Source organism: Flavobacterium sp. 38 (assembly GCF_057799715.1).
Genome location: NZ_JBYNWZ010000003.1, coordinates 511,818 through 532,228, shown reverse-complemented (window position 1 = coordinate 532,228; position 20,411 = coordinate 511,818). Strand labels below are relative to the sequence as shown.

Here is a 20,411-nt window from a genome sequence, read left to right as displayed (position 1 = left end):
TTTTAAAGATTTATATTTTCAATAGTTAAGGTTACCGGCTCAGCAGCACGAACTGTTAATGGCGTTGAATTGGCCTCAACAGTTCCGTTGTTATTCCACATTCTGTATTCGAACTTGATATTTAAACTTGAATCAGTAATTTTTTTACTGTCATTCATAATTAATACCTGAGCATAGTCTTTAGAATGAAGCGCTTTATAGTTTGCTTTTGCTACGCCAGCATCGTCAACTACTGAAATGGTATTTCGAATTTCTTCTAATGGAATTTTAGGAATATTGAAAGGCTCCGGATTACGAACTAAAAGCGCTACGACTTCACCAGTATTGGTATTGATAATTCGGTTAATTTCTGTAGACTGAGCTGGATCCAAAGGAGACATTTTTAGAATTCCTTCAAAAGCGCGATCAAATAAATGCTGATATTTTAATGCCAATGAATTGCTTAAAGTGTCATCAAGTCCTAAGACAACATTGTTTAAAGATGAAATCTGATCTTCGCTTAAACTCAACGGAATATCAAATAAAGCTTTTCTTGCTTCAGCTTGGTCAAGAACATAGCTGTTGACTTGCTCTGCAAAATCTCTATATCGAGAGGTTTGGAAACCAAATTGGTGCACCAATACATTTTCTGAGTCTTCTATTTGATTATTTTGATTTTTATCGAAATAGTTTTTCGCTAAAACAGTATATAATTTCGAAGGTTTTAAATCAGTTAATTTAACTTCATACCCATACGATTTTGGTTTTAAAGCATCTCCAATTGTAATGTCACATTTTATTTTGCCAGTACTTCCTTTAATCATGTTTTGCAACATTTGAATATTCAAAGGAATTCTAGGATCGTTATCATCAACCCATTTTGTGTTTTCTTTTTCTGCACGCGGATACATAGTAGGATTTTCTACTGTTTGTACTGGTAACGGATATGGAATTAAGACATCGTTTAAAGGATCTTTAATAATAAGATTTAAAGCACCACCAATTTTTGCTCTGCTGTCGTAAACATCCCATTCTTTAAGCATGTGATACACATAAGGGTTTTTAAAGAACAGCGATACTTTACATTGCTCATTTCCATAGAATGAAGGTTTAGATAATAATAAACTTCCATCGGCATTTGGGTAAGAACGGTTGTAATCTAAATACTGTCTCAATGAAGTCAATGGCGATTTTGATAAATCGGTTAATTCATTTTTAACAACTGTTTGTCCTGGAGGAACCACAGGATCTGGAACAGGGTAGTGCCCTACAGGTCCTAATGTTTTGAAACCATAATAATAATCGAATCTAGTTGTGTCTTTATCATCGACTCTATCTGCCAAAGTGAATTTTAAGCAATAAGTTGAATTTGGTCTCCAAATCGGTTGAACTGTATTTTGAATTGCAGCTTCCATTGCTTGATTATCTTCAGCAACAGCATCAGAACCAGGAATAGTTAAATTGTGCATTGCGCTTTCCTTAGTCAACCATCCAATTTCTTGAATAGAAGTAGAGTAGTTTACTTCGTTATCATCATCAGAATCTCCTCCAGCAGAACAAATAAGAGCGTTAATCGTCAATAAATTTGAAGATTTTGTTCCTCTTGTATAAATCACTTTATCGGTGCTTCCTAAGTCTGTTTGAGTTACAGTCGAATCTGTTAGAGCAGATGCAGACGAAACAACTGAAACAGTTTCTTTTGGATTTAAAGAACAGTTATCAAATTGATCATTAAATAAAGAGAAATAAATTCCTCTCTCATTTTGTTTCGAAGAAAGCATCAGAATTTCATTCTCCGAAGGTTCATTTTGAATGTTAATAATAGAGGCCTGATCATTTGCACTTCCTATTTCAATTAATCTTGAAAGGTTCAATGAGGTATTAAATACAAATAAATATTTTTCATTATAAGCAATAACAGAATTGTCAGCCAAAGTCTTATTCGATAAATAAATTGCAGAATCAAAAATTGTATCGTTTTTGACAACCGTAATAGCAGTTCCGTTAATTTGAGCCAATCCGAATTTTCCGTTTGTCAATTTAACCGTAAGCAATACTTTGTCATTAGCGATTACTGCATCTATAATTTCAGAAATGGACGCTTCTGAAACTAGTTTTGTATCTGTTACTGTAATTGCTTTAGTGCTAAGATTGATGCTGAAACGAATAACTTTTTTGTTTTTAGTAATCAAACTGAAATCAGTGATATTATGCTGAAGAACTTTGATAGCGACTTCGTCAACCTTTACGCGACGTAAAAGAGAACGATCTGTACCGTTAATCCAGTTAATTTGAGTTCCATCTGACAAAGTATTAATCCAAAGCAATTCATTATTTGACAATGAAATAAGCTTATTGAAACCTTCAGAATACGTATTCATATATTGCATTCCAGAGTTTCTATTTAATTCAGAATCTAGTTCAATAATGGCAGTTGCAGCAGCAGGAGCTACGCAGCCTACAATAAAAGTGTCATCAACAACAGCTTCTCCAATTCCTTTGCATTGCGTTGCATCCAAAGCTTGAGTAATCAATAAATTGTTATTTACAATTTGCATTGATGTTACCAAACCATTCAATAAACGTTCTCTTAACAGATTTCCTTTTGCGTCAATTTGTGCGACAACAGTAGTTTTCGGAGTTGGATGAAATGTGATTAAATACGTGTCATTGTATTTGAAAACTTTATCAAAAGCAAAAAGAGACCTTCCGTTGTATCCGTAAAAACGAGTAAATGTTAATGGCTCAGAAGTTCCAATTGGATTATCGTTACCAGCTTCAGCTTTTAATTGCTCCAATAGCGCCATTAAACGATCGTATTCTGCGATATCGCTTGGTTCTGATACAATAAATTCTCCATCAGTTGAAGCGTAAGTAGCATTGAATAACGCAGCAATTTTATTTCGAACATCTAAAATTGCGTCAGCATTTGCAGCCACAGGACTAATGACAATTCTGTCTATTTTCTTTTTCGATAAAATATCTCCGTTTTCATCAAATAAAGTTATTGGCGATCTCAATTCTGCTTTAGTGTAAGCGATCTCATCTAAAGCTGGCGAATTTATAGCCTTACGTATTTTAACTTCTTCATATTTAGGCAGTTTATCCCCTTCTTCAAAAACCGAAGTATAGGCAGTAATGTTTACTGTTTTGGCTTGAGTTGTAATTTTTAAAGTCGGTTCAATAGCAGATTCAGGGAAAATAATCTCTAATTTGTCATAATTTTTGAATGAAAGCGATCTTCTAAAACCAAAAGGATTGCTTTCTCCAGAAATGCTCATAAAATCTCCGCCAGAAAGCTTGCCATCCACGATTTCAGGAGTTTCACCAACGAGTTTAAAGAACAGACCATTGATTCTATCTGCTTCATATTGAGTAGGTACATAATAACGTTTTCCTATTTTTTTATTTTTAAAGTTGACATATTCTGCTTCAATGCTATCAGAGACACAGAATAGCTTAGAAGGTGTGATTCCGAATTGTTCTGGAACATGCCACCCAGGTTCTCCTGCGCTTAGGTATGAAAATGGATTAGTTGCCAATACACGAATGCTATCGTACTGATCGATTACTTTTTGCCATTGCGCCCAAGGCAAATCTTTTACAAGTTCTCTAGAGTCTTTATCAACAACAGCTTTAAAAGGATGATATGTCTCCCAAGAATTTCCATTTGCAGAAAGTAATTCAATCGATTCAATTGAATATTGATGTTTTACTTGACGAAGTTTTCTACCTGCTTTTGATGTTCCTTCAGGCGGCATTAAATCAGTATAATTTTTTGCATCAGCTGTGTAGCCACCAATTATTTTAGAAAGATTATTGTTTGGTAAAACTCCTTTAGTCATTTTAATATCGATAAAAGTGTCTAGCGGAATCACTTTAGAAATGGAACTAGGACTAGGCATTTGATTAAAATAATCAAGCAAGAAAGCTTCGTTGGTAAGCATGTGGACTCCTTTTACAGAATCGGCAGTTCTGTTGTCATTAGCATCTCCATGTGTGCCTTTAGGAAGCGGACTGTAAGGCGTACGATCGACAATTCTGTTGATATCCCATTGAAGCTCAATCAAGAAGTTTTTACGTACTCTAATGAAACCAAGTTTAACACGTACACTTAATTCTAATTTTGCATAAATCAAGAACGGTTTAAATGATTCTACAGAGAAGATGGTGTCTAAGACAATTTCAACATTAATGATCCAAATTTTAATCTGAATTCCTCCACCAGCGGCAATGTAACCGCCCATTTGAGGACGTTTGAATGAAATTTTTCCGCCCATTTCCAAATATGCCCATAATTTGACTTTTGCAGGTCCGAAGCTTTTCTCCAGTTTAAAGTCTAATCTTGCTCCGGCTTCAATTCCTTGTGCTGAAAGCATAAGAAAGGCTTTAGCTGTAAATAAGGTTAAGATTCTAGCCGTAATCGGATCTTTTTTAGAACCAAGATTAATGTACCAAGGTTTCTGGTTTTTGAAGAAAAATCCAGCTTCTAATAAAGCATGCAATTGAATTATCTGTCCGCCATCTTTTGGCATTTGAAAATCTGCTCCAGCGGCAAGTTCCAGTGAATTATCTCCGAAAGCAACCATTGCAAAGAATGGTGGAGTGCTTTGATCTTTCTCAATAGGGCCTAATCGATCGCCAAGAACATTTAATCCTGCCTCGATATAAAATAATGTAGGCAGAGAAAGCAATAACATCGCTCGCATGTTTAAAATAGTTCCGCCTGTTGATTCAAATGTTGCACCCGCTCCAATAGAGAAAGGTGATTTATATTGCATAGAATCTGGCGGTCCACTGAATTTTCTAATATTGATTCCGGCTTTTGGATGTTTGTAGAATTCGTACCAAGAATTTTCGGTTGTTAATCCAGCCGCTTTTTTGGTAGCCACATATCTAAATCCTAATAAACCTCTGAAACCTGTGATTGAAAGAAATCCAAGCGGAATACCTGTAGGCAATTCAATACCTGCATCAACTAAGAACGCAGGATATTTAGGTGCAAAACGCATTCCTACGCTTCCTGTAATTTTAGCTTTAGGCAATTTTAAGGAAACCTCTCCCATGAATTCTTGTGATTCTCCCGGCTGAGGTAACGAAATCATACCATGAATAATAGCCATAGCAGATTCTTCTGAAGCTGTTCCTGGAATCATCAAATCAACTTCAATAGTTTGAATTCTGATGAAAGAATCTTTGAATCCTTCTTCTGTGCTGTAATAGTATTTAATACCCTCACCACGAGCATCTAATCCAAGCGGATTGACACTGATAGCACCATCAAATCCCCAGAAATTATATTTATGTCCATTAATTTGTGTTGAACCAAAGTTGATGTTGCTTACCGCCATCTGAACTGGTCCAAGATTCACAGATAAATTAATCGGAATCGGAATAGAACCTCCCTCAACTTCAATATTTCCATCGCTATAAATACGAAGTTTTTCAACATCAAAACCTTGACCTTTAGCCAATCTGTTCATTAATGTTCCTTCAGGGAAAGAAACGTAGCAAGAAGTTCCTACATAATAATCGTCATCTTGTTTTCCTAGCTCAAAACTGTGAAAATCGAAATCTACTAGACCAAATAAATTGGCTTGAGGCTCATTTTCTTTATCAAAAGAAGCAGTTAGATTAAAATCTCCATCGTCGTATAAGTGGCCTTCAATGTCAACAATAAATGGAGTATTACCTTTCTTAAATTTTGGAATTTCTAATACACCTTTTATGTTAGAAGATATAACTCTATTTTGTTTGAAGGAAATATCAAACTTGTTAAAACCAACTCTGAAGCTTTTAGCTAAATTAAACCACATGTAATCTGTCTCATCGACGGGATTTCCAACAATCAGAGATTCTAATCCAATTGTTCCTGAGATTCCTCCTTCTGTACCAATTAATAATTGTTTTCCCGTGATTTGTAATGTAGCATCGTTTTCTTTTTTAAACCATTTTTCGGGTAATTTAATAGCTGCTTTTTCAGCGTAAACTCCTCTAAATGCTGCGCCTCTTCCGTCTGCATCTGCTTCAGGAATATTTTTGTCTCTGCTTAAATCTACTTTTAGTCCTGAAAACTCTGCGATTAATCCAGTGTTTCCAATCATAGATCTGTTTAGACTAAAACTAGAGATATTATTAAAGATAAATCCGCGATTAGAAGAATATTCCAAGCTTCCAACATCAAATTTTAAGTAGCTAAAATAATTTTCAGGCAATGGATCATCCAAAGCTATTCCGGTAACATTTTCATAACCAGTGTAAACTGGTTGTAGCCATTTTTGAGGAAATTGAAGCCCGACGCTAATTTCATTAATAGCCATTCTAAACTGAAGCGTTAAAGCTTCTTTGATATTTTTTTCGATATTATCGAAATAGCGGGCAAATAATTTTTTCAAACGATCTAGTCCTTCATCACCTACATTTAAAAGTGCATCGTAAGCAAATTTTAACAAGTCGATGTCTAAACTTCCTATCTGTTGAGACAAATGTTCTACCTGATTATCAAAGGTTGCATTTGTATCGTTTAAAGTTGCTAATGCATCTGTATGTACGTTATTAAACTGAGTAACAAAATCTAATAGCGCATTTGCTCCAGGATAGAAAGTATTAATAAGTTCATTTAAAAATGTTTTTTCATTTATTTCTGCCAATTCAAAAAGGATGCGCAATACAGATTCCACAGCATTATCAAATGATTCAAAGTTGAAATCACTGATATACTTTAAAATAATCCAGGAGTAATCAAAACTGATTGGAATTTCGGTATTACCATCCACAGTTGGATTTAAAACCAGCTTTAAATCTTGAGCAAGCGGAATATCTAGCCCAAGTGAATTGTATGTGGTCAATGTCATGCTGTAAAAACCAGAAGAGTTATCGTAACTCTGGCTGGCAATAAGATTTTTGACATAAACAGAATCAAAAAGACTGGCAAGTGCATCTCTAATCGCCTCTAACTCATTTGGAATCTTGTCCAATGGTAATAACTGGCTTAATGACGGGTGCATTATTTGATTTGACATATTTTTAAATTTATTTCTTTGTTAGTGGTTTGTAGATCACTATTCAAAATTTGTCTTCTGTCTCAACAGGATAATTTCTTTTTCAAAAGACATAAGTATTCTGTATTCCTTACTTGAAAAAGAGGACAATAATAATTTCGAAAAGTATTTTTTGAATTTTTTTACTACTCCGTTTAGAAGTAGTTTTTTTTAATGCATGATGCTCTTTATTAGAGTCTTATTACTTTTTGACATTGCAAAGATTTACAAAAAAAAAGGCTTTAAAAAACAACTGCAAGGCTGTCGAACAATTGTATTTTGGTACTTAACAGAGTTGTACAGAAAGTGAACATTTTGCTTTTTGCAAAGTAAAAAGAGAGCCTTTGAAGAAGATCAAAAGCGATTTGTTACTCAATAATAAAAATATCGAGAGCAGGAAATGGTTTTAATTTTTTTTTGGAGAACTTCCAATATCAATTTAATCTCAATCGATGAGATTTTAGGGAATCTACTTGTGTAGAATGAATTGTCAGAGAATGTGTCTGTTTAATGAAGTATAAAACTATCTTTTACTGCGCCTAAAACTTAAGCGCAGTATTGAGATAGTATTTTTTGTACAAACTAATTATAGTATTCGATTTTTCTTTCGGCAACCAAAGTTGGTTTTCCATCTGGTGTTCCTTCAAGAAACATGTTGCATTTTATCCAGTTGTTATGGCTGTCGTATTCGTAGGTATAGTAATTTAGCTTTTCAATTATGGGTTGATTTGTAAAATTAGGGATATATTCTTTTTTGATAATATCACCCTGTTCGTTAAATGTTTTGACAAAATTTCTAGTTGGATTGGATATTTCTCCAGGTCCTGTTACATAGTATTTTACCGTTTCTACATAATCTTTAATTGAATTATAAATGTACTCTTCTTGTGCAACTACTTTTCCGCAACCAAACAGACTTATTTTTGTAATGCGTGATTTTTCATCATATTCGTATTGTAATTGTAAATCTTCACAATAAGGACATTCAGTTCCTAAAAAGTTATAAGACATTTTATTTTTAGCGAATGGACCAACAGTTATTTTTTGATTTATAACCTGTCCCTTTTCATTATATATATTTAACTTTTGATTTTCTAAATCATCATCATTACATTCTTTATTTAATGTGTTTTTACCAAATCTAGATATAACATAAGTTTTCTCACTAATTATTCTACCTAGTTCATCATTTTGATATTCAAATTTATATTCTCTATAATCAGACCAAATTTTGCCATTTTCTTCATAAATATTGTTTTTGTTTGGAGTAAGAGTTTTATTTAGTTTAACTAACAAATTATAATCATTTACCGGATAATATTTTTTTTGAGATGATTTAAATTTACTCTTGTATAACCAGTCTTTTTCATCATATTCGTAATTTTTTTCTTTTTCTAGATCATTTTCTAAATAATTTGGTTTAGGAAAAACAATTTTTGATTCTTTTTTGATTCTTTGAAGTTCATCAAAATGTAGGTAAGCTGAACCTCTAATATCATTAGTAAAAATTGCATTTGTTCTTCTTGCTTCTGAAAGATTATCTCTTGGTTCGCTTATTTTAAGATAAACAGATTTTAAAGAATCTTTTAAATTTTGCTGATTAATTATGTTCTTTTTATAGCAGAATAGATTATTGAATTTTCGATTATTTTGTGCATAGTGAAAATTAGGTGTAAGAAGAACAATAAATATTGAAAAATTAATGAATTCTTTCATAATAATAAGTTTGTTTTTAATGAGAGGAAAATTACATTATTTTAAAATAAGATTGATTGTTTTTTATATTTAAAATTACTTACCTAGAACTTGAAACAAAGTTTTAGCGGTACAACGTTTATCATCAGTTGTGCCTTCCAGCAAATTTTTAATTTCATTGAAAGCAGCTTTAAGCGGGTCATTAGATTCTAGAAAGGTTATTTTACCGTTTTCATACAAAGTAGGTTGATAATTTATTTCGACAAATCCTTCTACTGAAGCACCAACAACCCCACCAAATATTCCTCCTTTAAGTTCTGCTTCTAATCCAAATTTTAATTTACTGTCTAATTTTGCCTCAAATCCTAATAATGAAGTCACGAAACTAAATATATTTATGATTTCGCTAATTGCATAGTCAGAATCCTTAGTTTGATCGGGTTTGAAATTGTTCATGTAAGCATTAGCAGAAAAAATTCCTTTTACAAATTTAAGGATCGGAGTAAAATAACTTCCATTTGGATTTCCATTATCACTAATTTCTTTATCTATATATGCATTTAAACCTTTTAATGAGCTTTGTGGGATTAAACTTTTACTGTATAATAATTCATATTGCTTTTTCCCTCCTTCAATATTTTGTTTTTTTAATTCATTAAAAATCTTTTCTTTTTCAATACTAATATTTTTATCTACATCATCGCTCAAACTTTGGTAATTTTGATAAACAACATATTTTAGATATAATTTTTTTAATTGAAATTCAAGGAAGTTTTTTAATAAAGTATCTTTACTAAAATCAATATTAATTTTTAGATCTAAATTTAATTCAGTTTCTGTATTTTCAAGTATTTTTTCTATAAAAGCAACAACACTTTTTGCTTCCGTTTTTATAATATTTGCTTTTTTTATAGCATTGATTATTTTGTAACATATTGAATTGTCATTAATTTTTACATTTTCGTCTTTACCAACAAATTCAAATATTCCGACTTGTTTGTGAAATTCAAATCCTTTAAAGAGTTTAATAGCAACGGCATAACTAAGAAAAAAATTAAGTCCACCTATCCACATATCATAAAATGTAGGCATATGCATACGGTATTTGACATCAGTTTTAGGTGAGCCAGCATCACCAGAGTAAGCACTGATATATAGTGAGACTTCTTTTGAGAGATTGGCACTGGGGTACTTTAAAGAGAAATCTTTTTCTTCATGAACAATGTTGTTAAAATTAAAATCATTACTTGTCAGCGAATCAGGAGGACCAGTTCTGTTAAATTCATACTGTGTACCAAGCATAATTCCTTTTTGGTCAAATTTTAAATTGTCAAAAAATGTTCCTATGTAATTGGGCTGAGACGCACCTGGTATTAGATTTGTAAACAGGTTATTTATAAGATCTAAATCAATTTTGGCATCGATGTAATATTGGTTTTCAATTTTTATTTTTGAGAATACTCTTCCTCTGTTTCCTTTAGTAAAAGGTGCATCATCGTATTCTGCCTGATAACTGAAAGCAGCACCTCCGTTGACACTTACATCGCCAACTACACCAATTGAAGGTATTTTTTGAAAAATATTATAAATTGAACCATAACTTTTATTTTGATCTTGGATTCCTAGCGGTTCAGAATTTTCATTAGGTAATTCTATTCCTTTCTTTAGCTGCGTTCCAATTTGTATTCCAACTTCAGCTCCAATATTTAAATTATATTTTGTTTCTAGCTTGGTTATATAATGTTTAGGGTCAACATTTAATGATTCTAAGGATGTGAAAATTTTAGAAGCATATTGAAGTATTTGACCAGCAAAAGCATTAATTGCCATGGTTAATAGCGCTGTTTCATTTTGTCTTATTGGAAATTCATATTCAGATACTTGTGTTAATGTTAAGCCAGCAGAGGCTTCAAAACCGGCTAAAGCTCCAAAGAGTTTTTTTGATTGGCCATGTCCAGAATATTGACCAATACCATAACTGAAACCTTCTACATGTTCTACGCCTAATTCGATTGATTGCTCAGTAGTGTAAATTAAAGTAAGCTCGGTTGCTTTTGTCATTTTACGAGAAATGCTTTTCTCTATGGTTCCCTTAGTTTTTACTGGTATACCCCAAGTCACACTTGCTCCAATATTAAATTTTCCTCCAAATCCTCTTGGCCAATAATCAACCAAACTCTGTATAACAAAATTATATGCAGAAATAAAAAAGTCAACAGTTTCATGGTATAATTCAACAGCATCTGTTTTTACCTCGTCAGCGACTTCATCCAAAGTGTCAATAGCACTTGATAAAGTATCAACAAGATCGTCTAAAGCTTCGTTTTTTATATAATCTACTATAGAGATAGGTTTTTCATCAGGATCATCAGGGACTGCTTCCTGTGTTACCAACATTTCGTCATGTCTAAAATTTAAAAAGTAGTACATGGTGTCTGCAAATTGTCTGGAAGGAATTCTTATGTTTTCTCCTGTAACGGTTGTAAAAGAAGTTACAATTCCTAAAGGATCAAAAATCATTTTACTATTAGCATTTAATTCTTCCATTTTTTTTAAAAAACGATAATAGTTTGGTAATGCAGTATTTGGATTACTTTCTTCAAATTCATTATCAAAAATGCTAACCATGTCTAAATGATCAATAGTATATCTTTCGTAATTATTTGTTCTAAACCCCCATTCATTTATTGGGCTATTTCCTTTTTCTTGGGAGTTATAATAATACAATAGATTATGGTAGAATTGAAAACGTGCATCATCTTTTCTTTTATCTTCAGGAAATGGTGTTCTTTCTGGTAAAGTAAAGATAGGAACATTGTTATATGGATCCATAATGACATATCCCCCTCCTCCATAGTAATTGTCTAGTACTATTTGAGATATAGTATCACCTTCTTTTATTTTGTATAATTTGGCACCATTATCATCAAATAATAGTGGGGCAGTTTTGTTTAATTCTTCTTGAATATTTGTCATCGGAACACTCGCATTAGCAAATTCTAAATTGTAATCTGATTTTGCGAAACCTACACTTTTTATGGGAGGAATACCTTCAATCGCTCGTTTTGAATTTTTTGCAATTACTAAAGGATGTTTGTCGATTTCTATTTGAAATTTTTCATTTGGAATACCATATACATATTTCCCATCGTTTCCAGAATTAATAAATGTAAAACCTAATTCTGGTTTTGCTTCTATTGTAATTTCATCACCACCTTCTATAATAATTTTATAATTAGGTTTTGGGTTAGATATATCACTTCCAATGTAAAAAGATGATTGAGGGCTTACTTGTCCAACATATTTTTTATTTTCGTAATCAAAAATATTATGTTGACTCAATGCATTATCAATTGCTAATAAGGTTTTTGAATCTACAATTCCATTAATAGTGATTGATCTATTTTTAGTAAAAGATTCAGTTCCTTGGAAAATTTTAATTGCATTTTCAAGATTGAGGTCAAAAATTCCAGTCGCTGTTAACTTAGTAGGAATTGTATATTCATCATAAATTGCATCAATGGCGATTAAAGCCATTTTTAAAATTGTTATATGTGGTCCAGAAGAATTGTTTTTTAGTCCAAGTTTTTTATTATTTACATCGTCCACCGCTAAGTTTTTTAAATAATCACTAGTAGACAATGGTTCATTTAGGATAATTCCTTTACTAATATTGTTAGTCAGATTTTCATCAGCTAATGGAATATTATTAATTGCATTTTTGGATATGTATAAAGACATGATTTAGTTATTGAAGATTAGTTAATGCTTGTTAAGGTAATAGGCAAATCGTTATAAGTGATTTCATCCAATGAGTTAGCAATTGTTAAGAAATTTAAAGTTGGATCATTGTAATCGATAAGAGTTGGGATTCCTAATGTTAAAATGTAGTTTTCAAGTTTGAATGTTTGATATGGTGTAGAAGAATATTCTTTACATTTTATAAATAATGAATGATTAGGAAAATTAGTATTTGAATTTTGTTGATGCGTTTTTAAAATATTATATTCAGCGTGAGTTAAAGTAATGGATTCAAAAGTTTTAAAAACTGCATCATTAGAAGCAGAATCTCCAGTTTTTGCGTAAGTAAGAAATTTGGTTTTTTCTTCTGCATTTTCATTAGAAGGAAGCGAAAACTTACTCAATTCAAAATTTCCAATTTTTGATGTTTTAGTAATTTGATTTAAAAATCCAATATGCGGATTTTCAGTGTTTTCATAATCATAGTCACTGGTTTTGAATTCTAAATTAAACTTGCCTTTGCCAATTAATGCTACAGAATGATCATCTTTATTATTTGTACTTCTGTAGGCAGCAACATCTTTATAAGCAAAAAATGTTACATGATTTTTGTCAATAGCAATTCCCGAAGTAGGTAAATAAGCCTCACCTTTTTTGGAATCTATGACTAATGGAGAATTAATAGAAGAATAAGTATAAACTCTAAAGTCACCATCAATTAAATTATCTAACCCAAAAATATTATTCATCTTTAAAGAGAAAAAATTGTTCCATATAGATGAAATGTTTTGTTGCTCGTTACCATTGCCTTTTGTTGACTTTTTCAGCAGAAAATAATTAGATCCTAATTTATTATCATCATATTTCCAATTTTTTAGTTTAACTGCTTCAGATTCTTTAAGTTGAATTTTACTGCTCCCGTTTCCATCAGCAATTATAAAATGTTTTTTTTGCGTCGTATCAACTTCTGTTGAAATTTTACCGACATAAGATGATAAGAAATTTGCGTTTTCAGGACTACCAATTCCGATAGGGATTTTGATATAAAACCACTTCTTACTATTGTTATAAACCTGATCGGTAATTTTAAGAATCGGCCAATTTGTATAATAATTCATGCCAGAATATACAGGGTCTTTAATAGCGCTATCTGCAGAATAAAAACCAACATTTAACTCATCCTTAAATTTAAAGAAGTGATTGTATGAAAAACCCCAATCGTCTCTGATGTCAATATAGACAGTATTTTTGTTGTAAAACTTTTGCAAGAAGTCGTTGCCATTATCGGCTCCTTTAATTCTTAATCCTTGATTTTTTGCAGCACCATAAAACGCTGTAATATCCAGATAACTTAAGATTTCTTCTTTTTGGAATCTGTTGTTAAATTTTAGTTTTAGTTTATCAGGTTCAGTTGCATTACTGTCAATTGTTGGTTTATCGATTTCTAACGTATGATTTGAAGCTTTTAGCAATTTAAATGTTGGCTCATAGCCAATCATGTCAAGGATAACTTCAACTCCTGCAAGAGTAGATCCACCGGCAAATTTTCCGATTTGGCATCCTCCTTCAACAATTAAAGGATGGAAAGTATCGGTGTCATCGAAGAATATTTTTTCGATAAAAGTAGTGTCAGGAAGTTCTGAAAAGTTTAAACCTAAACAATCTGATTTCGCAATTAAATTGGTGCCATTTTTTGAATTCAGTTTATCCTGTACCTCTTTTATGACTTTAAGAATGTTGCTAGAAGACCACGAACCATCTGATTCAAGGATATTTCCAACATTATCAACCAATGAGGATTTTTTAATTCCTCTGTAAATAAACATTTTTACAGGGAAGCCACTCACATAGGTGTTCATAGGAAGCAATGCAATGTTCAATAATGAAGAATTCGCATTACTTGGAATTGCCAGTACTAATGATTTTGTAATGGCATAAGCTGGAGCATCCTCAGAAACAGAAAAATTATTATCCAGATTGTATTTTTCAACATTGCCTACATCTGGCTGCTGTCCAAAAGCTAATTCTGCTAATTGATCAGTTTCTATTGAGCTTTCTTTTGTAAAAAAATATACTTTCGACATGCGTTAAGTTTTTTAAATCTAAAATTCAATTGAAATTTTAGAATGAATTATTTTTTAAATTATTTACTTGACCCTAGAATATTCTGTAGAATCGTGCGATTGGCTTTACAGCATAATAAACCAACACCAAAAGAAAAATCCTCCCCAGCCAGATTTGTACCTTTTGCCAGAAAGTCAAATAATTGACAAATTTTGTGGTGTTGATGGTTTTTACTTCGGTTTCTTTTACTTGTTGCGATTTCCAGCGAGCGTAAAGTTCCTGCTCTTTAAGTTCGCAGTCAACGTTAAGTTTATTGCTATCAAGACGAACCTTTGGGCTTTTTAATGTACGCCCTGGTTCGGCTTGAGTAACATTCTTAACAACTACTTTTCCGTTTTGGCATTCTAATAATGCTTTGAAAGAACTGCTGTCTTTCTGAATTTTAAAAACAGTATCATGTACCATTTCTTTGATTGTGATCGTTTTGGTTTTTTCTTCGCTTAGAACTGGCTTCGGACTTTTGCACGAAACCAGAACTAAGGCTGAAAAAAACAAAAAAACAAGACATTTTAAATTATTTATCATAAATTATAATTTGTTTATTAAGTGTGTTTTAGAGCCTTAAAAAGCCTTTAATGCTTTTAATTTCTCTTTTTCTTCTGGCTACTTTATAACCTTCTCGTCCTCCCATGTCGTTTGTATTTCCTTCAATGGTATAGATAAGACTTCCTGCGACTTTATCAACAATTCCAGCATGACCTGTTCCATTTTTAAAATCGATGATAAAAACATCACCAGGCTGAGGATCTTTTTTTACTAGAGGTTTGCTAGAATTGTATTGGTCTAAAACGCCTCCTGTTTTCTTCAAAGGATTTTTGACACCCAATTGCAATGCGGCTTTTTGAGTACACCAGTAAACAAAAGCCATGCACCAAGGATATCCTTTTGGCAGTCCGACGCTTCTTAAATAAATTTCGACTTCAGGGCCAGCGTTGCTATTTCGAGGCATTTCTTCAACACCAACTTGAGCGTACGAAATTTCTAATGTTTTTTGGGCTAATGTCATTGTTGTTTTCCGTTTAGTTGTTTAAATTTTTGAAGCTCATCTACCAATTGCTGATTTATGAGCATGAGCTCCTTGTGTTGTATTTCCATTTTTTTGATGGTTTCGGTTGCCGTGGTAAGTCGAGCGGTAAGGTCGTCAAGTAAGTCACGATAATATTTTACAGCGCTCACGGCGTTATCAAGTTCAGCAGCTCTATCTTGAGCTAATGATTTTCTCATTGAGAAAAACCAGGTAATAAATGCGGCAAAAAAAGCGGTAAGAGTGGGGTATAGAAACTGTTCCATTTAATGTTTTGAAAATATGTGTTAGGATTAAAATTTGTTTTTGAGAAACTGCTTTAAGTATTGTTTTGTGGAAGAAATCTGGCCTTAATTTTCTGTAGTAATTGCTGTAGCTGTTTCCTTTTGTGGGTACAAAGATTGCCTTAAAAAAGCAGTAAAAAAAACGAATGAAAGGCACTTAAACACTTGTATTCTGGTGCTTTACAGAGTTGTTCAGTCAGCGGACAGTCGCTGTTTTTACTGAGAAAAACACCGCATCTTTGCAGAGCGATTCAGATAAAATAACAGTAGCCAATTTGGTTTTGCTGCTTTATAAATTCTTGGTCTGATTCGAGAGCAGTTCTTCTATTTTTTTGAGTTCAGAAGTTATCGGAGTACAAAGAATTTCATACAAAGTGGTACGAGAAATAGGGTAGACCGGATAAATATATTTACGCCAAACTACAGTAGTAGGAATATCTTCCGTTTTGTGTTTTTGATACAATTCTTTGATAAGCTTATAGCGTAAGAGTTTATTTTTTTGAATTCCGAGACTTCTGTTATTAGATATTGCCATAATGAAAGAATAAAATGATTTAAAAAGAATTGTTTTAGAAAGAAATACAGCCATTTGAGGCTTAAATGAATACATAAATGCATTACAGATAACCAAAACCATTTGATCCTTATATATCAATGGCCACTCTCCTAATGCCGAAAATCGTCTGGAACTTCGTCCTGAAGTTATTCTTGCAAAAGCACTTAAATAATTTAAGTCAGCAGAGTCCGCACGACAATTTGTTCCTGAGTTATAAACTTGGAACATCCTGGGAAAAAGAATGGTTTTGAGTTATTTGATTAGGGCAGAAAGCGCCCGCTTTTCGGTTCCTGATTTTCTTAAAATAAGTTAAGAAAACAGGAACCTTTTTTATTTGCTGCAGTTTTAAAAACAGTCAGGTTTTGAGTGGGAAAAATTCATATCAAACTATTTCTGTTTGATATGAATTTCAATAAGTAATAAGGATGTGAAATTTAATTTACAATTTGTGATTGTCCTTTTTTTTAAGCTCATTTTTGTATTGCTTAAAAGTTGAATTTATTTTGAAATTAATCCATTCGCGAAAATCCAATATCGGTTTTAAATTTGTTGCAATTAAAAGAGCTCCTAAAAGAAGAGAAGCATAAATGTCATGGTTTGGTAACATCGATTTATAGGTTTTTGGGTTATGTAGAGAAGTCTTAATGTAAATTTATGTTGACTATTTTTCTTGGTGTTTAATCATGTTTACGCAATTGTAAAATAGTTCTTAATTTTTTCAGATCGTATTCAATTAGGCTTCTTTCAGCACTATTAGGATTTTTAATTAGCCAAGATTCTAGTTCCTGTATTTTTTCGATAATTTGAGAAATAGTCATTTTGATTTAGAATTTAAAATAGGTCGATTTTTTTGCATAAATGAGTTTATGGATTTATGGTATTGGGATGTTATTTTTTTGTAAATGAATTGTCTTGAATTTACAGATGGAGAAGATTGTTTCAAAAAGTGAAATCAAACAGAAAGCTTTTTTTGATTCACGTTGGAAGATTAATTCGAAGCTTTTGTAAGTATAAAGTAAAAGGAACAGTGCGTTTAGAAAAACGTTTTAAGATCAAAATCGAGTTTTGATTAGAAGAAAAAGCCTGTAAAATAAATTGTTACAGGCTTTTTCTTTGATTAAAATGTCAAAAGAACGTATTTCAATACTATGATTTTAAATCAATTTAGATGATTTTTGATTCAGATTTTTAAAAATTGAATCTAGTTGAGAGAGCAAAGATCTGAGCTTTATATGCTTAAAAAAAGTCAATGCAAGGTGGTTGAACACCAATGTTCGAAGTTTTTACAGACTTGTACAGAAAAGCAATTTTAGCTGAATTTATTAAGTAATTATGAAGCCATTTTTTGGCTCAATTCTTCGATTTTTTTCAATTCGATTGTAATCGGAGTACACAGAACTTCGTAAAGTGTAGTTCTTGAAATAGGATAAACAGGATAAATATATTTACGCCAAACAACTGTAGTTGGGATATCTTCCGTTTTGTGTTTTTGATATAAATCCTTGATAAGTTTATATCGAAGTAATTTGTTTTTTTGAATTCCGAGGCTTCTTTGACTTGAGATTGGCATGATAAAAAGATTAAAGTGATGAAATAATGAAGTGCAGTAATTTGTGGTATTTGGTTGAATTTAATTGCCTAAAAAAGAATTTTGTGATCTGTTTTTAACTTTGTTTTTGAGTTCATTTCTATATTGTTTGTACGTAGTGCTTATTTTAAAATTTAGCCATTCATGAAATATCAAAATAGGCTTTAGATTGGTTGCAATTAATAAAAGCGCTAAAAGTGCCGATGCGTAAATGTCGTTATTAGGCTGCATTGGGATGTTCGTTTTGTTGATTAAAAAAATTGAAAACATATCCTTGTAAAAAATCAACAGAAGACATAGACAATGGAATATTAGTTCTTGTTCCGTTTTCGTTAATTGTGCTTGCTTCAATAAACCAGCTTGAACGAATTGGTCTAAATGATGAAGCAATGATTTCGACGCCATCAGTGAACTCTTCATTGTTGAATTCTTTGGTAAGCTTCTGTAGTTCAAGAACTCTAGATCCTTTCAGATTTCCTTTAGCATCCTTTTTTAAAAGATTGAAAACAATTTTTACCAATGAAGCCGTTTCTTTATTTGTAGAAAGCGATGCTATGTAATTTTGTACTTTTTCAATACCGATTGTTACCGTGTCATCCCAACCTTCATTAATGCGGTATCCAATTGTAATTTCTTCTTTTTCATTAGAAAAAGTATGAGACATTTGTTTCTCTTTAAAACCATAAACCTGATTTTTTAAATCTAAAATGGTTTCGAAAAGCTGAAACGTTTCTGTTTTTACATTTTGAATCATTTCAGAGGTCTTTTTTAATTTCAATAGTGCTTTTGGAATGGTCTCCGCGACTAGTTTTTTATAGGTATCTCTTTCCTGATTTTTTTTGCTTTCAACTCTAATTAAGGCCTCTTTTAGTTGTTTGGCTGAAAATTGAGATAGGTCAATTGTCTGGTTGCTGATAATTGTGTTCATAGTTTTTTGATTTTAAATTTTTATAAAGTCGTATCAATTTCTTCTTTAAGTGGATCTGCATAATAAGGCTTAAAGTTATATTGTAGAGCTAGTTTCGATATGGCTATGATTTTGTTTTCTATAGCAGATGAAACAGGTCTTGGAGCAGCTTCTTCGTTTCCTAAAATATGCATCCACTGAAAACGTTCCTGATTAATACAGATTCTTTCTCCGGCGGTAAAAGTTTTCTTTTTTTCAGAACAGTATTGAAGTGCCAGATATAATGTTGCAATACGTTCTTCGATTTGTGCGTTACTCATGATTTTTTTCTAATTGATTTTTTAATTTTTTAATGTCAGATTCGATTAAACTTCTTTCGGGACTGTTTGGATTTTCAATAAGCCAATTTTCCAGTTCCCGAATTTTCTCTTTGATTTGAATTGTTCCCATTTTCGATTTGGATTAAAGATTAATGCTATTTTTTGATTCTCGTTAAGTATTATTTTTAGATGCGTAGTATTTTACATTCTTTTTGGGTTTTAGGGTAAAATTTTTACGCATTATGTATTTGTTGTTTTTGTTTGTTGTAAATCAGTTTGTTGTGTTGGTTTTTGAGTTTTTATTATTTATATTTTTAATATATTTTCTAGCTTAACCCCTTGTTTTTCAATTTTATTTTTCTTTACTTTGCAAATATAATGTAAAATAACACATTAAAGCAAATTTTTAACGTAAAATAATACATCTTTTTATGGGGTCAACGGAAAGAGTGCGGGAATATCTTGATTATAAAGGGATTACTAAGTATAAGTTTTGTAATGATTTAGGTTTTTCTAATAAGTTTTTAGACAATAGCAGTAATATGGGAACCGATAAGGCGTGTAAAATATTACACTATTATCCAGATCTGAATTCGGAGTGGCTGTTAACAGGAAACGGACCTATGATTAAAGAAGAAAATACTAGCGTAATGATTATGAATAGTGATAGAAAAACAATCGATTCGCTGCATGCAACTCAGGAAATTCCTTTATATGATCTAGAAGCGGTTGCAGGTTTAAGAGAATTGTTTAGCAGTGGAGAACCGCAAAGAATTTTGGATACGATAAAAATTCCGAATCTTCCAAAATGTGACGGTGCAATTTCTGTAACAGGAGATAGTATGTATCCTTTATTAAAATCAGGAGATATTATTCTGTATAAGGAAACAGAATTTGAGAATATCTTTTTTGGCGAAATGTATCTTTTAAGTGTAAAGCTGAACGATTGGGAAGAATATATCACAGTCAAATATGTTCAGAAATCAGATCAAGGTCAGGAATTTGTGAAATTGGTTAGTCAGAATTCGCATCATCAGCCAAAAGATATTCACGTGTCAAAAATATCTGCTTTGGCACTTATAAAAGCAAGTATCCGTATTAATACGATGATGTAGTTGTTTCCGTGAATTTAATGAAACTAAATCTTAAATAA

General features: G+C 31.9%; 13 protein-coding genes. 1 reads left to right on the top strand and 12 read right to left on the bottom strand.

Annotated features, from left to right (window positions below):
• Positions 1-2: 2 nt before the first annotated feature.
• The 12 genes from AC3E9W_RS11005 to AC3E9W_RS10950 form a co-directional block, all read right to left on the bottom strand.
• A complete protein-coding gene (locus AC3E9W_RS11005) occupies positions 3-7,001 on the bottom strand; it encodes a hypothetical protein (protein ID WP_488768375.1) in 6,999 nt (2,332 codons plus the stop codon).
• Positions 7,002-7,601: 600 nt separating this feature from the next.
• Positions 7,602-8,735 (bottom strand): hypothetical protein, encoded by a 1,134-nt coding sequence (locus AC3E9W_RS11000; RefSeq protein WP_488768374.1) that lies wholly within the window; start codon positions 8,733-8,735, stop codon positions 7,602-7,604.
• Between the two features lie 75 nt (positions 8,736-8,810).
• A complete protein-coding gene (locus AC3E9W_RS10995; protein ID WP_488768373.1) occupies positions 8,811-12,455 on the bottom strand; it encodes a peptidoglycan-binding domain-containing protein in 3,645 nt (1,214 codons plus the stop codon).
• Positions 12,456-12,472: 17 nt separating this feature from the next.
• Positions 12,473-14,539 (bottom strand): hypothetical protein, encoded by a 2,067-nt coding sequence (locus tag AC3E9W_RS10990; protein WP_488768372.1) that lies wholly within the window; start codon positions 14,537-14,539, stop codon positions 12,473-12,475.
• A gap of 73 nt (positions 14,540-14,612) precedes the next feature.
• Complete coding sequence (locus AC3E9W_RS10985) at positions 14,613-15,074, bottom strand: hypothetical protein (RefSeq protein WP_488768371.1); 462 nt, start codon at positions 15,072-15,074, stop codon at positions 14,613-14,615.
• Between the two features lie 58 nt (positions 15,075-15,132).
• Positions 15,133-15,585 (bottom strand): CHAP domain-containing protein, encoded by a 453-nt coding sequence (locus AC3E9W_RS10980; protein ID WP_456893728.1) that lies wholly within the window; start codon positions 15,583-15,585, stop codon positions 15,133-15,135.
• Positions 15,582-15,869 (bottom strand): cell wall anchor protein, encoded by a 288-nt coding sequence (locus tag AC3E9W_RS10975; protein ID WP_456893727.1) that lies wholly within the window; start codon positions 15,867-15,869, stop codon positions 15,582-15,584. Before AC3E9W_RS10975 ends, AC3E9W_RS10980 begins: the two co-directional genes overlap by 4 nt.
• 307 nt (positions 15,870-16,176) lie before the next feature.
• Positions 16,177-16,422, bottom strand: a complete 246-nt coding sequence (locus AC3E9W_RS10970) for a hypothetical protein (protein ID WP_488768370.1) — start codon at positions 16,420-16,422, stop codon at positions 16,177-16,179.
• 1,351 nt (positions 16,423-17,773) lie between these two features.
• Positions 17,774-18,013 carry a hypothetical protein gene (locus tag AC3E9W_RS10965; protein ID WP_456893725.1) on the bottom strand — a complete coding sequence of 80 codons (240 nt, stop codon included), beginning with the start codon at positions 18,011-18,013 and terminating at the stop codon, positions 17,774-17,776.
• 238 nt (positions 18,014-18,251) lie between these two features.
• Positions 18,252-18,959, bottom strand: a complete 708-nt coding sequence (locus tag AC3E9W_RS10960; RefSeq protein WP_488768369.1) for a DUF3164 family protein — start codon at positions 18,957-18,959, stop codon at positions 18,252-18,254.
• A 20-nt stretch (positions 18,960-18,979) separates the two neighbouring features.
• Positions 18,980-19,258: a hypothetical protein gene (locus AC3E9W_RS10955; protein WP_488768368.1), complete on the bottom strand. Its 279-nt coding sequence runs from the start codon at positions 19,256-19,258 to the stop codon at positions 18,980-18,982.
• A complete protein-coding gene (locus AC3E9W_RS10950; RefSeq protein WP_488768367.1) occupies positions 19,251-19,388 on the bottom strand; it encodes a hypothetical protein in 138 nt (45 codons plus the stop codon). The genes AC3E9W_RS10955 and AC3E9W_RS10950 overlap by 8 nt, the downstream gene beginning before the upstream one ends.
• Positions 19,389-19,689: 301 nt before the next feature.
• On the opposite strand from AC3E9W_RS10950, the gene AC3E9W_RS10945 reads away from it, so the two are divergent.
• Positions 19,690-20,373: a S24 family peptidase gene (locus AC3E9W_RS10945; protein ID WP_488768366.1), complete on the top strand. Its 684-nt coding sequence runs from the start codon at positions 19,690-19,692 to the stop codon at positions 20,371-20,373.
• The last annotated feature ends 38 nt before the right edge of the window (positions 20,374-20,411 follow it).